This window comes from Acinetobacter sp. ABJ_C5_2 (genome assembly GCF_044538485.1).
GTDB lineage: Bacteria > Pseudomonadota > Gammaproteobacteria > Pseudomonadales > Moraxellaceae > Acinetobacter > Acinetobacter nosocomialis_A.
This window is the reverse complement of the sequence record NZ_JBIUCS010000005.1, coordinates 155762-171130: the sequence shown is the minus strand read 5'-3', so window position 1 is coordinate 171130 and position 15369 is coordinate 155762. Positions and strand designations below refer to the sequence as shown.

Annotated in this window: 11 protein-coding genes and 1 pseudogene; 1 reads left to right on the top strand and 11 read right to left on the bottom strand. The window is 37.2% G+C overall.

Annotated features, from left to right (window positions below):
• Positions 1 to 358 precede the first annotated feature (358 nt).
• The 9 genes and pseudogenes from ACH8JV_RS08935 to ACH8JV_RS08895 form a co-directional block, all read right to left on the bottom strand.
• Positions 359 to 1255 (bottom strand): annotated as a pseudogene (locus tag ACH8JV_RS08935) (hydrolase or metal-binding protein).
• Positions 1256 to 1373: 118 nt separating this feature from the next.
• A complete protein-coding gene (locus ACH8JV_RS08930; protein ID WP_396520773.1) occupies positions 1374 to 2465 on the bottom strand; it encodes a YqaJ viral recombinase family protein in 1092 nt (363 codons plus the stop codon).
• A 126-nt stretch (positions 2466 to 2591) separates the two neighbouring features.
• Entirely contained in the window at positions 2592 to 3641 is a 1050-nt protein-coding gene (locus ACH8JV_RS08925; protein ID WP_396520771.1) for a DUF932 domain-containing protein, read from the bottom strand.
• 67 nt (positions 3642 to 3708) lie between these two features.
• The gene (locus ACH8JV_RS08920) at positions 3709 to 4002 is read right to left on the bottom strand and encodes a hypothetical protein (protein ID WP_128385813.1); all 294 of its coding nucleotides are present in this window, start codon (positions 4000 to 4002) and stop codon (positions 3709 to 3711) included.
• A gap of 92 nt (positions 4003 to 4094) precedes the next feature.
• Positions 4095 to 5210: a hypothetical protein gene (locus ACH8JV_RS08915; protein ID WP_396520769.1), complete on the bottom strand. Its 1116-nt coding sequence runs from the start codon at positions 5208 to 5210 to the stop codon at positions 4095 to 4097.
• A 103-nt stretch (positions 5211 to 5313) separates the two neighbouring features.
• On the bottom strand, positions 5314 to 5562 hold the full coding sequence (locus tag ACH8JV_RS08910; RefSeq protein ID WP_396520767.1) for a hypothetical protein: 249 nt from the start codon (positions 5560 to 5562) through the stop codon (positions 5314 to 5316).
• A gap of 3 nt (positions 5563 to 5565) precedes the next feature.
• Complete coding sequence (locus ACH8JV_RS08905; RefSeq protein WP_396520765.1) at positions 5566 to 6639, bottom strand: DnaJ family molecular chaperone; 1074 nt, start codon at positions 6637 to 6639, stop codon at positions 5566 to 5568.
• Positions 6640 to 6651: 12 nt separating this feature from the next.
• Positions 6652 to 6801, bottom strand: a complete 150-nt coding sequence (locus ACH8JV_RS08900; protein ID WP_396520763.1) for a hypothetical protein — start codon at positions 6799 to 6801, stop codon at positions 6652 to 6654.
• A gap of 103 nt (positions 6802 to 6904) precedes the next feature.
• Entirely contained in the window at positions 6905 to 7165 is a 261-nt protein-coding gene (locus ACH8JV_RS08895; RefSeq protein ID WP_396520761.1) for a hypothetical protein, read from the bottom strand.
• A 686-nt stretch (positions 7166 to 7851) separates the two neighbouring features.
• On the opposite strand from ACH8JV_RS08895, the gene ACH8JV_RS08890 reads away from it, so the two are divergent.
• Positions 7852 to 8166: a hypothetical protein gene (locus ACH8JV_RS08890; RefSeq protein WP_396520759.1), complete on the top strand. Its 315-nt coding sequence runs from the start codon at positions 7852 to 7854 to the stop codon at positions 8164 to 8166.
• A 441-nt stretch (positions 8167 to 8607) separates the two neighbouring features.
• Here the strand turns inward: ACH8JV_RS08890 and ACH8JV_RS08885 are convergent, their stop codons facing one another.
• Positions 8608 to 9954, bottom strand: coding sequence for a hypothetical protein (locus ACH8JV_RS08885; RefSeq protein ID WP_396520757.1), 1347 nt, complete (start codon positions 9952 to 9954; stop codon positions 8608 to 8610).
• Positions 9954 to 14846 carry an AAA domain-containing protein gene (locus tag ACH8JV_RS08880; protein ID WP_396520755.1) on the bottom strand — a complete coding sequence of 1631 codons (4893 nt, stop codon included), beginning with the start codon at positions 14844 to 14846 and terminating at the stop codon, positions 9954 to 9956. Before ACH8JV_RS08880 ends, ACH8JV_RS08885 begins: the two co-directional genes overlap by 1 nt.
• Positions 14847 to 15369: the final 523 nt, after the last annotated feature.

Sequence of the window (15369 nt, the reverse complement as noted above, 5' to 3'; positions counted from 1 at the left end):
GGTCTAAATATGACTTATTCCAAACAAAAATAATCACTAAAAATACATATTGATCCTACATACATGTGGAAAAAACTAAAATATATAAGCTTTAATCAAAGATACACAGCTCACATCACTAGATTAGAATGCTCTCCATCACTGTTCATTCGGTTAACATGAAAATGCATTACTCCACTTCGATGATTAAGAAAACCTCTAAACGCACAAGTCATTCTTTAAGTAAAACTTTACTATTTATAATCACCTTGTCCGAACAAAAGATTTCTCTGGTCGAGTTATGGTTTGTTCAATAAAGACATTTCTATACTTTTAGGTGTAAAAAAAAAAGATGGGCAATAAAGAGCCCTAAGGCTCCTTAATTCACTGCTCTGACACTCTGTGCTAATTCCTGTTGCAGTGATGCTACATTCGTATTTAAAGCATTAGTCTGGGGCGGCTGTTCCTGTTCATCACGATGATAAAACTCATCAACGATATCCAATCCCTCTTCACTATCCATTTCAAACTTGGCATTGGCATAGCCTTATCGTGCCACCTGATCTAATTCTTCTTGGTAAAACCCTGCCTGTTTACTCTGCTCATCAATTTCCTTTGCTGTAGTAATCGCCTCTTGTAGGCTTGTTCCATCTCTTAAAGTTAAGTCCACGTAATAGATTGGAGTTCGATAACTTTGTGTGGTGCTTTTACCTCTCAAGTTTAATTGTAGTGGCAGGCATGAAAGTAGCTTGCCAGATGCTACATGGTAATAAGCCAGTCGTGCTGCCAATGTGCGAATGCTATTAAAACCGGTGGTTCTAAAAATAAATGTCCCGAACTCATCCGCATCATCCAAATTAACGTAAAGTCTGCCATAAGGTTTACATAAGCCCCCTTGTGCCAATGGGCATAAACTTGGCGAAGGACATGAATGTTGTTCAATCCCCTTTTGCCCTGATCGCTGACATGTCTCGCCGTTTCCAATACAAACAGGACGTCCAGTCTGACGATCAAATAAGGTGTACTCAGCTCGAAGATTGAGTTCAGGATCATTAAAAATCATCCTGACTGGAATGCTGCGAAGTTTGTTATTACCTGTTTTTGCCCGCAAGGTTTCATCTATGGGATGATTCACCCAGCCATCCTTACTTTGAATTTGACTGGTAATCGTGAACTGGTCATCCTTTTCAGGGATACGTTTGCCATTCTTTTCTACGATTTTACCGATACTAATACGCCCCAATATCGGCGGTGTAATTGCTAGACCTTTAATCATGTTTGACCTCTATTATCTTTGTTAAATAAAAATCCCATGCTGTTTAACAGCATGGGATCATGGGCGGTATAGGTTGAATAAGCGGTATGATGTAATCCGATTTCGATCTTGAGCTAAGTTAATGTCCATTTGGATAAATCTGAAAACGCCGTGTTCCCACTTTGGTTTGTGAGAACTGCTGTAAATACTCAGGATGTTGTTTGAGTAAGGCTTTACTGTCTAGGCTGATTGAATCTTGTGCCTTCTTCCATGTAATCGACCCGCCTATAAAGACTACCCGTTCGGCATCCTTCATCAGAATTTGTAAACGGTGTTTCAGTTCATCAAACAGTTGTTGATGAGTTTCAATCTTGCGCTTTTCTTCCAGTAGCTCATTAAACAATTGATTGGCAACCTCATTGTCTGTGAAGTCTTCTGTCAGTAACGGAGTCTGCTCAGGATAAAGTGCTTGTAATGCTTTGCCTGCTGATTCGGAGGCATCCACTGCTGGGGGAATATCCATTTCCACACATTTCCAGAAATGGCGTTCAGCCTGAATAATGTGTTCAATCACACTCTCGCTACGGGTTACTTTAAAGATTCGGGTTTCATGTCCACAAATCAGCACACAGACATGAGCTGCCTGTTTACCAGTGACCGCAAGTTGATGCTGTACCTGACAAAGCACATAAAGCGGAACACCATCTCGCCAGAGTTTAGCACCATATTCACCCACTGATTTACACTCCAGTACCTGTACGTCATCACTTCCAACAACAGCATAATCTAGGTTGGCAAGCATAAATGCCTTATCTTCATCAGGGTGTTGTAACACGGCATTGACCCGACGGACTTTATGGTTGGTATGCATGCTGTAGTATTCAGCAACTAAAGGTTCGAGTCGTTTTCCCCAGTACAAAGGGGCATAGCCTGCACTTTCATCTTCAATGCTCTGCTGCATTCGACCCGTTTTAATCATCCAGAGTTCAAGCATCGACATGTGCGGATTCAACCCACATGCTGTTGCCGCATCACTACTACCAATGCCCTGTTTTCGTATTTGTAGCCATTGTTCACGGCTCATCTGTTTGGTTTCAACCAATCGTTTGGCTTTATTACTCCGTCTATTATGACGTGAATAGGTTTTTGCTCGAACGGGTGGACCTATAAAAGGTTGCTGTTGGCTCATCATGGTTTGTCCCATAACTGCACTCCTGTATTTTTTAGGCATAAAAAAAAGCCACATTGGGAGAAATGTGGCTAAAGATCGATTTGAATAAGTTTTAAGACGCAGCGTAAAGAATAGATTTAAGTTAAATAGATAAACTTAATTTAAACTGAATAGTTGACAGTATGATTAATACACCATTCTTAATGCCTGTTCCAACCCACGCTGTTTAATGTTGGCTCCCGCCCCAAACCATGCGGAATCCATCCGGTGATCCGTTGAAATCGCCCGTCGCTCATGATCGACAAACTCGGTAATACTGCACAATAAACCATAAGCCGTATCTTTGGCTGAGGCTAACTCTGCCCCACGACCATGTCCGTTAAACATGGTCATGACTTTAGACATAGCACGTCCATTGGGTTCGGCTTTACTGTCGGTTCTGGATGAATGGATTTGTTTAGGCATGGCGACATTACGGTAGAACTGAATGATACTGTCATCCTGTTCGGCACTACTCAGGTTCGTATTATTAAACACGGCATCGAAGTAGGCTGCGGCTTCCTGCTGGGTGACTTTACGTTGACTGAGTTGCTTCATTTCATACATGTGTTCATCCCATGCACGAACTGAAATACCGAGTTGCTGCTTGATCTTTTCAGCATCGAACTTGGTACTGTGTGGAACTTTAACTACACCAGCACTGCTATTCTGCCCACGTAGAGCAATCGCTAAGGTGTTATTACATACCACACGAATTGAGGTAAATTGCGCCGTGGTTGCCAATGTGCCATCACATGCGGTTGCCAACAAAATGTAGCCGTTACTGACATCCTTACTTTTTAACGCTGCCGATTGTCCTGTTCTCGCCAATGCCCAGAACTTACGACCACCTTTGAGTACTCCTGCCGTTTCCAGTTCAAAGCCCGATTGCTCGGTAAGGTCGCGGTAAAACTCTAGAATCTCTTTGGGTTGTACCTCCTGATAGCGTTGACTCACCACCGATAACGGTGCATGAGTATCTGAACGATAAAGCACTCGCTGTTCTTCATAAGGCATTAAAATATTTTGTCCACGTTCATTCTTTGCCATATAACTGACATTAGATGATTCTATTCGCCAGTCCATACCCGCTTGCTGTGCCCAGATTTCTATTGGCTGATTTTGAGGGAGTTGATTACCTAACCCATGCCAAGGGGTTTGACCAACGAATGCCATTGTTTCAACGAAATGTGCCATGATTAATTTCCTTTAAGTAATATAAATGAAGTGATTTAAATAATTTGAAAGTTGTAAATAATAAGAATTACGCGAAGCCTGATTGCTGGATTTCAAAATGCTCCAGACATTGCTCACACTGGTAAAACAGCGTCACCATATTGTCTTGATGTTGAACGTAGAGCAGAAACATGCCGCCAATCACCAAGCCCACAAAACCGCCGACTAAAGGGTGAACGGGACTGCGTTTTGACAACTGCATACAAGCGGCTGCCAGAGACATCGGTGAAAATGATGAAAGCTTTGCAAATACACCCGAGGTTGGCTCGGTCTGGCGCAGTAAGGTGATATGTAATGAATGACAGTAAGGACACTGGTGCATGTAGTTCCTCCTTTAAATAAACGGCATAAAAAAAGGACCTGCCTGATCGGCAAGTCCTCTGCTATGGGTAAGTTTTAAATCAAGTGAAATAGCTATTCAGCCTGTTGACGTTTTGCTTCCCACTGTTTGGTATAAATCTCTGCTGAAAGATAATGTTTTAAACCAAATTCAAACTGGTTTGCTGGTGAGTTCAATACATCCTTAAACGGTAGCGTTGCAAAATCGACATTTGGTTCTAGCCATGTATCACTTGATTTCTGTTCAAACTTAAGTGGTTTATACACTCGGGTATAGATGAGAGATTCACCACCTACTCGTTGCTGCTGGGTAATCTGGGAACGGAACTTAAAGAACAATACCCCTGATACTTTTAAGTGGTTTTGTTTAAATTCCATGATATAAGCTCGCGCCCAGCCTGAACCTTTGACCAGTTCCTGTGCATCTGCTGCCGTCATAGGTAAGGTTAATAAGGTTTCCAGTCTTCGGGAGGATGCACTCTCTTCAAGCTTTAAAGTCAGAATGCCTTTATCGGCATCGTATTGATAATCAGGATTTGCAAATCCATTATTGATATAAAGCCGACGCATGGCTTTATTTAAGGCGTTTTGCAATAGGTTAACATCATAATCAACCTGATAAGCTTCTAACTCTGCCTTTGTCTGCTCTACACGTAACTGGTATTGTTCCGTGGTTTCAAACTCACCTTTCGGCTTAATGATTGGTGTTTTTAACATGCGGACATAATTGATCGCCAGATTATTGGCAAACTGGTAGAGCTGGTCATTGGTTAAATCAAACAGCACCTGATCCATCCCTTCCATCGGTCCGCTTTCACGCCCCATCACTAAAATCTGATCGTCACGTAATTTCAGGTTCTGTTTTAATATCGCAGCGATTTGATCAAATGAATGAGTATCCTGATCATCCCGTCTCTCAACAAGATTGAGTGGGAATCTGACCGGACTCGCATATCGGTAATCATCATCTGGAAAATTACCCAGAATATCGCCATCAATCAAAGGTAAAGGTTGAACAGCGGTTTTAGACATAATCACAGGTGACAGGACTCCAGTTTCGGTTTCTGTCTCAACCGAACCGGAGACATCACTATATTCATCCTGCGTTGTTTGCGGTTCCTCTTTTTTTGAACAGCCACCTAAAAATAAAACACTGGCAATACAGCAGCAAAGTAATTGTTTTTTCATCATGGTAAGTACTCTGAATTTATTGACGTGATTGGCAAGGCTGATCGAAAGATTTCCATCAAGATCAGTACCTTCTTCACAGGGGTAATGTGTATTTGAATTTTTTTTATTTATGATTTTCCTGATTGAGATCGGCTTGATTAAAAGCAGGGACTTCTTGTTCACCGTGAATACTGGTTACGGCGCTATCCTCAGCAGTGACTGTATGACTTTTAATGTCTTCTAACATCTGTTCTGTTGATTGATCCTGAGCATGGTCGTATGCATAGAACAAGGCAAAGGACAGCATAAAAATTACGATATAAGCTGCATACCATTTCCAGCGCCGTTTGAGCCGTTGGATATTGATCGTCATTGGCTACACTCCCATATAGGCTTTTAATACTGCTCTAGCCTGATTGAGTTGCTGGGCTTGTTGCTCAATAAGCTGCCGTACTGATTCAGGTAAATTCTGATATTTATCGGGATGGAAATCGGCCATCTTTTTTCGGTAAGCAGCTTGCAGGGTTTGCTCAGTAAGAACTTCTGGCTGAATCTCAAGAAGTTTGCAGGCTTGTAACTGTTGATCAGTCAGATCAGAAGCTTTTTTCTGGTTAATTTCCCCTGCCATACATTGATAGACAATTTTGACGAGGTCTGGAAAGACAGCCCGAGAGACGTTGGTTACACGGCACAAATGAGTCATGAACAGATCAGCTTGATTCTGCTCAACTTGACCGAGTGCCATGGCATAGACCAGTTGTTCAATCATTTCCCTACGCACGTTATAGGCAAGGTCATCTTTCAGGTCTGCCAGACGATGCAACAGGTCGTCATAGTCAAAGCGCGTTTGCTCCTTGAGTAGTTTCTCGACATACTGATGCACAGCCTTATCATTCAATTTAGTAAAATGATCGGATACCGCTGCTTTTGATCGGGTATTCCATTGCCCTGCACTAAAGGTAATAAAATAGGCAAACAGATCAATCATGATCTGCATCTCAGGATCAATATTTACAATTGACTGTTCTGCTCTTTGTCTACCCTGTGGCCCCTGACAACATTCATTTAAGAATGCCACCAAAGCACGAACCACACCTTTATCGAGTTGACTAAAGCTCAGCTCATCATGACCATTGATCAGAATGGAACTAGTCATCATGCCAATATCTGCATCCACCCGCTGAATGTGCTCAAACAGATAAACCTGCTCATCTTCAAAACTGGCTTTATAGAAGAGTCCCTTTGCAGTTAAACACATCCCGACCTTGGCACTACCAAAAACTGTATCATCAATCAGCATCAGGACTTCATTCGGGCTTACACCATGAGGTAAATAGCTCATGGCACCTTGCAGCTTCTTATTGGGAATGACTGGTGAAAAATAAATATTGTCACTACCTCGTAATAACGGCACCCACTGACTTTGCTGGATTCGTTCCTGTATAGTCATAGTCATGCCCCTCTAAAAGAACCAACGTATAAAGATAACGGGCCAGACCAGAGCACGACCCAGTAAATAAGCACCAGAGTAATGTCCCGGATACTCCCAAATGCAATACAGCCAGTAGACAATGACAATCGTGAAATAGAAGGTAAAAAATGGATGTTTCATGATCAAAACTCCTAAATTGAGATGCATAAGCCCTTCCCGTTGCCTGAACAGGCAACAGGAAATGAGTGCTTTATGATTTGCTTAAGGCTTTAAATAACTGGTGTTAAAACTTGTCCACGCATTGTTGACCAGACTGATACATCACACGGTCCAGATCGGCAGGAAGGTAACTCATACGCTCAACTTGCCGCATGACTTTACGTCCATAGTGTTCTTCGACCTTGTCATAGACACAAGAGCAATAGCTGCGACTGCCACCCATGTTGTAACAGCCATGTTTGACGCCCTTTTCGAAATCGGAAGAACAACCATTCATGATCAGAAAACTGACACCCACCACACCCATCAAAATTTTATTTTTCATCGTTATATCCAGTGACATAGTCATGGAGGTTAGGCTTTTTTAGGCAATACAAAGCCCTGCCACGGTGTAGCTCACATGACATTTTTTAAGTTAAATTTTTAGACGAAAAAAACGAAAGCTTGAGAAACCAGAAGTTCATCAAACTCGATTAAAACTAGTCGGGAAGTGTAAAAAGAATATGCATAGCCAACTCCTTATATTTGGAGTTCTGCCAAAGCATTAATTTAGAATTATGGTGGCAGAACGAAAGAGGGTTGACAGACTGATAGTAAAGAACCAGCACGCACAAGGCGTCCCCCTTCCGTCCTACCGCAACAAAAAGGGGGACGGGTGTACCTACATCGAAAAACAAGTTTTCAATGCACTTTACTATTCGGCCTGTCAAAGCCGACTGGCAATGTAGGCCAGCAAGCAAAGGATAATGCGCAATATTTAAGGTGTCAATGATCTATCGACTAAGTCGTAAAGTGATTGTTATTGTTTTTCATTAGATTTCATGCTCAATTAAATATATAAATATCCCTTTTATTGAGATGATAGTAAGAATTAGATCACCCTTTAAAACTATTTAAAATTAAAAATGACTTACTTTTATCAAAATAATTAAAAATAAAGTTAATTAATGAATTCATATTCTATTAATTTATGTTATAAATATTTCTATAACAATAGTTTAGAGTTATTTCATGACAACCTTATCTACAGCAATTACTCATTTTCTTTCAACATCAATTAATTCCTCTAATGATGTCAAAATTTTTCTTAGTCAGTATTCGGCACTTGTACAGCAACAATTTGTAAGTGCGTTATATATTGGCCGAGATCATCTTCACCACAACAGTTTGAGACAAGACATCGAGATCTCAAGCCAAAATTATGATCATATTCGTGACAGTGAATACACTAGACTAATTTTTGAAAAAGGTGCAAATGTTGCAACTTATCTTCAAAAGTTTAGAGAGTGTGCTACTGCATCTAACTTTAATATTGATGCATTATAATTATTTAAATAAAAAGAGAACTTCAGAGTTCTCTTTTTTATTCTCTCATAATTAAATTTCTACTTACTGGTTTACCTTCAATTATGAAGAAATTTGTTTTGCAATGATAAACTATAACTCTTAATGAGGGAGTTTAAGGAAAACTGAGTGTTACGGTTAAAATGCCTAGGTGGGCCACTATATGGGCAAGTTTATTCACATCCTTACAATTATGAAGAAAGAAGATTACCGTTACTGTGCTTTAGGGATGTTGGATTATTCTGACGTAAAGATGTTAAAAGAACCTTGAGCAGAGTTTTGACTATCTTCGTAAGCTAGTTTTAACTAGAAATAAGCTCTGAATCAAAGAGCTTATTTCTAAGTCATTCTATTTAAACGATATACAAGAATTTAGCTTTAAATTTTAATAAATCAATTTAATTGTTAAGAAAAAATGATAGTTTATTTAGCTGTGATAACACCATAGCATGGCCCTCGTTCTTCATCCGCTTGTTGCTTTGATTTAGCAAATACATCGGCAAACCCATTCACTACATTTAAATCAAATGTTAACTCGCCAATCGGCACAGCTGTCAGGACAGATGCATCACTGTCATGTATATGGGCAATCACAATACAGAACTTGTTTTTAACAACAAGTACTTCAAAATCACTATTAAATAAACCACTTTCATCTAATGCAAGAAATTTCCCCTTACTGAATAGCGAGCGTTCAATATGATTATTCTCCCATAGTGCCTTTTTCAAAGATGTACATGGAAGAAACATATTTAAATCATAGCTTTCAGAAGTAATTAGCTTATTCAATAAATTCTTAAAATTTGTTGATTCACCAAAAAAAGGATTTGATGGTGTTAACCAATATAAATCCTGAACATTTTTATCTTCAGCACATCGTTCAAGTAAGTTTAGGAATTTTTCTTGATTATTTGGCATATAAATAGGCCCTACAATCTGGTGCTCTGTTCGATGGGCTAAACCTGTTAGATCAAGTTTTCCTTTTTTTAAAAAGTTCTTAATCTTCAGTGACTCAAGCATTGGGTTATATGCTAATTCAGCTTGAATTGAATCGATATTATCCACTTTTATACTTTGTAAAATTGAAATAACCATTTCAGTAAGAAGGGCTGTACTACTCGGTAAGTGACTAAAACAGCTTTCAATAGCATGAACATCAGGTGTTAATTGATCACCTTGTAATTTAAGTAATAAATCAAGGTTTACTCGATTAAAGAGTTGACGGTCATTAGTAACTTTACCAATCTTATAAAGTTGGGGATGATTTTGATAAAATGTTAGTATGCCTTGGTCAATATAACTATAAAAATTTTTTTGGAATGCAGCCTTAGCAATTTTTTCTGATTCAGAGAGCCGATCTTGATCAGCTTGGATCTGTATACCATTATTACTTGAAGATTCATAAGATAAAACTGGATCAAATCCAATCAAATCATATATTAATGAAACTGTGCGATCTGAGATTTGCTCGACTTGAGGAATATCTGAGATAGATTTAAAGTAACGCTTTGCTACTTCAGCTAACTCAAATAAATCATTTTCAGTTGATTTAATTTCCTTCTTGGCAAGTAACTCATTTAAAATTATAGTAATTTCATTTTGATCTAGATTTAAAAAGTTGGCCAATTGAGCCGAGCTGCATGGACCCAAACGCAGAGTACGTAAAAGTATAGAATGAACAAAGTTTAAAGGCTTATTACCTGAAAAACTAAAATCAACCAGAAATTTTTGCACAGGTAGCAATACATCAATATCATGATAATTTAACATTATTTTGCTCCTTGTACGTTTTCATTACGACATTTAAGTATTTGGTATTCTGGTTGACTCAAACGGTTTTTGATGTAAGTCAAAGTTTTATATAATGGGCTATTAGAATTTTTCTCATGCTCCCACATCTCCGTAGCACCAAAAATCACAAGGCGATCCATAGAGCGGGATAATGCAACATTCACACGATTTTCTGAAGCTAAGAATGCACTAGAAAAGTCGGGGGTATTTCGTGTCACAGAGAACACAACAATACGGTTTTCTTTACCTTGATAACTATCGACAGTATCAATTTTTACTGACTTTTGAAGTAATGTAGAAAAGTTGCCAACAGTAAAACGTTTTATAAGCTGTTTCTTCTGCTCTGCATAGGCACAGATAATGCCAATAGCAGCTTCATCATTTTTAACATTTTGATTCACACGTTGTAATAACGCAGGGTCAGAGTCTATACGACGAAGGAAATTTAAAATTTCGTTTAATTCATGAGGATTATACAGGCTTGTTTTTTCATCTGAAATCTTTCGATGAAATGCTCCCTTACCACCTGTATCTACCCAAGTGACAGTAGATTGTAGTTCTTTCACTTTATTTGAGTAATAAATGGATGGGACTACACGTTTTGCATTATCCTTTTTATCAAAAGGTGGCTCACAGACAGCAGTTTGCAATTTACCATTATAGAAGCAATCAGAAACCAAATACCCAATAGCAGGTGCCATACGATATTGTTGCAATAGTTGAGCATTAATTTTTTTACCATAAGGCGAATTAAAAACATGCTCAAAATCGCTTTTTAAAACGTCTTCTAGTTCTTTGTGGTTTGAAATACCTAACTTCTTTTTCAATAAATTGCTATGTGCACTACCATATAAAGGTGATAATTGTTTGTGATCACCCACTAATAAAATGCGTTTACCTGTTTGCATTGCAATTGCAAGTTCAGATGAGCTTGAACGCGCTGCTTCATCAATAATTACAAAATCAAAAACTTGATTCGAAATATCTACACTATTATTGGCGATACCTACACAGGTACCACAAACAATCTGACGTGTTTGGGCTAAAAAACGTTCATATTGAGCATATGGAGTATCTATTAAGGTTTCACAATCTTTGGCCAAACGAATTAAAGCTTGTGCTTTTGCTGAATTTTCTGTATCAACCGCATATTCTTCATCTAAAGCATTCATCACAGCATTTTCAATAGCTTGCCAAAAATTCTCACTTGTTATATCTGAATCACCCCCTTTCATATCTAGCTCATATATTTTATGAAGACATTCTAATTGATATGAAGCAAACTGTCGAAATGTAGCTGGTGATATAGCACCAACATCATCCTCTTCACTAACTTGACAACGTGTTTGTTTAACTTTTTCGAAGATTTCAACTTTTAAGCGAATCAAATCAGTTAAATAATCTTCTTGAAGCTTAAGATGCGAACCTAAAGTTAATATACGATGTACCAAGGTTTCTTGAAAAAATACCTGCTGTGACTCAATAATTGAACCTGAATAAGTATCTAACAAGTCTTTTGATACAAGTTCAGCTTTATTACTAATACGCACAATACTGATATCTTGATTATAACCAGTGAACCGTTTGCGAATACGCTCAACAGTTGTGTTAACTGCTTCATGTGATTGGCTTACTACCAAGATATTTTTTACCAACTGATGATGAAATAAGTAGTGCACAAATGCCGAAATAAATTCAGTTTTTCCTGTTCCTGGAGGACCTTGCAATACATTCACTGGACCACTAGTAATAATCTGTTCAAATGCTTGACGTTGTGATGCATTTAATGCAATGGTGTTACCCTCTCTAGTTGTCGAGTTATAGTAATCAAGTTGTTGATCACAAAAATCAATATCATATTTAACTACTTCAGCAGTGCTATTTTTTTCGAAATATTCAATCAGATTTGGAATGACTGACCGATTTTTTAAAATATTATCAATAGCTATTTTACGTTTACGATTAGAAGATTGCTCTGCTACATTCTGCAAAGTAAGACGACTCCCTTTGTTTAATCGTGTTAATTTACAGTTTTTAATGTAAAGTGCCCCTCTAGTCGATTTGACCATATCAACCTCACCAACAAGTTTAGCCTCAGACACACCCTCTCTATTTTCAGTAACTAAAAGAGCTTTAACCTTATCTTTTTTCTGAAAGCGATCTAACACATCATTAATTTCAACTGGATCATAATTAGCTTTGTAATAATTGATATAATGATTAGAACGAATTGGCTTTAGGACATCAGTGAGCTCAACAATAGGTAATGCTTCTTCTTCAGTGTCTTTAATTAAACGCCACAAGGTTTTAGTCGAAATTTCATTAGAATCAAGAACATCAATAACTTCTTCAGAGAACTCAACAGCCCCTTTAGATGAATTTTCTTGTGCCTTGAATTCCTGTAGAGCATGATTAAAGTCAGCATTTTGGACTAAAAAATCACTTAGCCATGGAAAAGTACTTCTGTAAAAGCTGCGTTCATCTTCAACTTTAATACGGATGTTTAATACAAATACGGAACTATCAATAAATTTTTTATTAATAAAGGATTTTTGTTGTACATATCTAGGCATCAAGCCCGGATTTTGCTGATAGTCAGTATAAAAGAAACTTACTTTCCCTCCTACTCCCCAAAGCTCAACTTCTATATCTCGTCCAGATTTCTGTTTAATATGTCCATATATTTTGCCGTTATCAGGCAGAATATAATTAAAGTTATTTGGACTAGAATCATCCTCACCATTAGACCAACCTGATCTATTGATGATTAGCGTAGGTACTTGTTCTTCTTGACCTTCAGCCAGCAGCGTATCGAGAAAACGACTTAAATCGAGATATTTCCCCTGCTCTTGTTCAAACTCAATCGAAAATGCTTCATATAACCAATTAAAGTTGTGATATTCACATTCCTCTCTAAATAGAAAGTTCAACATTTGTAGTACAGCATAATTATCACGCTGTTGTGGTGTTGGCATTTCCACATCATTTGGGTCGAGTAGACCCTGATATACTGGTTCAGGCTCTAAAACATTACTTAACTTAATGGTTAAATCAGCCAAATCAACATGAACCGTCTCTCCAGACAGTTGACCATAGCTATATTGTAAATGATGATAATGTTGTATGGCCCCAATCAAGTTTACCGCAAGCTGTTTTTTATCTTCAAAGCTTAGACTTCCTAAGTCGCAGTCACTCCATGTAGGTGTGGTAATAGGCTGAACTACAGAAAAAAATATTTTTTGATTATCTTGCTCAATAATTCCAAAAGCCGTAATTTCAGGTATATAACTCTTTGCCCCTTGAGTCCTCAATATATCTAGCTTGTCTAACTTCGCTTTATAGTATAAACAATCATAAGATGACAAAGGATTTGGTAGGGTTTCAAAGACAATATTTGAGTATTGCTCTAAATTCTCATTTCTAATATAAGAATTTAAAATATCGTTTGGAACTTGATGTTCAATATTTAAGATAGGTCGTGATTTTAAGAATGCTGCTAGAAAATCTGATGCATCTGTATATATGAAACTAGCAGCTTGTTTAAACAAGTTAGTCAGCCAATCAGAAGAATTTAATGTTTTAAATATATTTATACTTTGAGGAGTAACCTTTAGTCCCTCAATAATATGCCAAGCGAGGCAAGCAATCCAAAAAACATCTTTCACATAGGGCGTTAATGAATATCCATTAAAGACACTCTGATTGAATAATGGCAAAATAGTCCGTACAGCATCATCGACTTTAAAATCAGGGTTAAATGCTGCTGAAAATTGTGAAAGCTTAATTTTATTAACACTATCAATCCAAATACTAAATATATTCAGGTCGCCATGAGCAATCCCAAGCTTATGCAACTCACTAACGACATAGATCATAGACTGAATTAGGTCCAATTTCTTTGTTGTTAAACCTTGTGGACACGTTTCTAAATATGATTTGAGAGTTATATGGTTGAAATCAGGTAGCTCAATGACTTCATCATAGTACTGATCTACATTGTCTTGGGGATTTGTTTCTAAAGAGATCAGGCATTTTTCGTAAAGTTGAGGGTTTTTGATTTTGATACTATTTACGGTATTAATCCCATTATTAATAATCGCTTTACGATGTTTATCAGTTATAGTATGAGCAAAAAAATCCCATTGTTTAATTACAGCATTATCATTCCCTATAGATTCAGCACTAAAGACTTTATAAATCTTATGAGAGTGCATAATTAATAGTGAATTTGGTTCGTAACCTTCGATAACTTGTGATGCAATCGGTCCTGTATTGGTAGTTAATATTTTAGTCAAAATATCAAAATCGCGATTGAGTTGCTTTGCACTCATTGGTAAAGGCTTTTTACTTTTAGAAAAACGAAGATAAAAATCTTCCTCGGGAATTAATTGACAGAAATCTTCAAATGATAAAATCCGATCTACAAATGGCACCCCACTAAGTGCAGACCAGTCTGCTGTGCCTGTCATTACTACTAAATTCAAAACTTTAGGTAAAAAATAGGGGTGCTTTACTAATTGATCAGCATTATGGAGTTGATGTTTAATAGCTTCGATTTCTGCTGTTAATTTACGAGATTTTTTTCCTCCAATAGTTAGAGGTGAAGGGCTAAGGCGTTCGTTATCTACCCACCAATTATTATATCGGTCAGATGTAATCTTACCCTTAACATTACAAAATTCTATGCATAAAATATTTACATTCGTTAAAAGTACTAAGTCATATTGCTGCTTTTGATCACCCAAAGAATGAGAAAAGAAAGAGAATCCTTGCCATTGTTTATTTCTGGGTTGTTTTTGAATTTCTATATTAAGTTTAGAAATTAAGTTTTTTTGCTGTGCTGACAAATTTGATGTATTGATTTTAATCATGATTTTGCCTAAATAAATCAAGAATTTACAAATAAAAAATATATAGAACAGAGAAATTCAATGATCTATAGATCTAAGTACGCTTTCTTTTGAAAAAAATTTTAAGATTCAAGGATCTTAATGTGCCAATAGAATGTGAGATTAATAAAATTAATAATTTGTCATTTTCAATCAAACATTAACTATGGCTTGGTCAGTTTGTTTATCTTGCCAGCTTTTACTCTATTTGGTTCAGATTTTTTAAAAGCCTACTCTTGGGTAATTTTTTTAGCAAGTTAAAAATTCCAAAATATGAAATATAATAAAGCGTGAATAATTAAAATCTTTATTACATTATCTACTGAACAAACATTGGTTTTATATTCAATTTTGTTCTCAAACTTATTCATCAACTTCCTAATAATTAATATTGATTTTCAAGTTCATCAAGGCTATTTTTATAAATATTCTAATCTAGATCTTTCAATCCTTTCTTAATCCCTCCAACCCAATTGTTAACAGCTTCTGAAGAGTCATTTTCTTG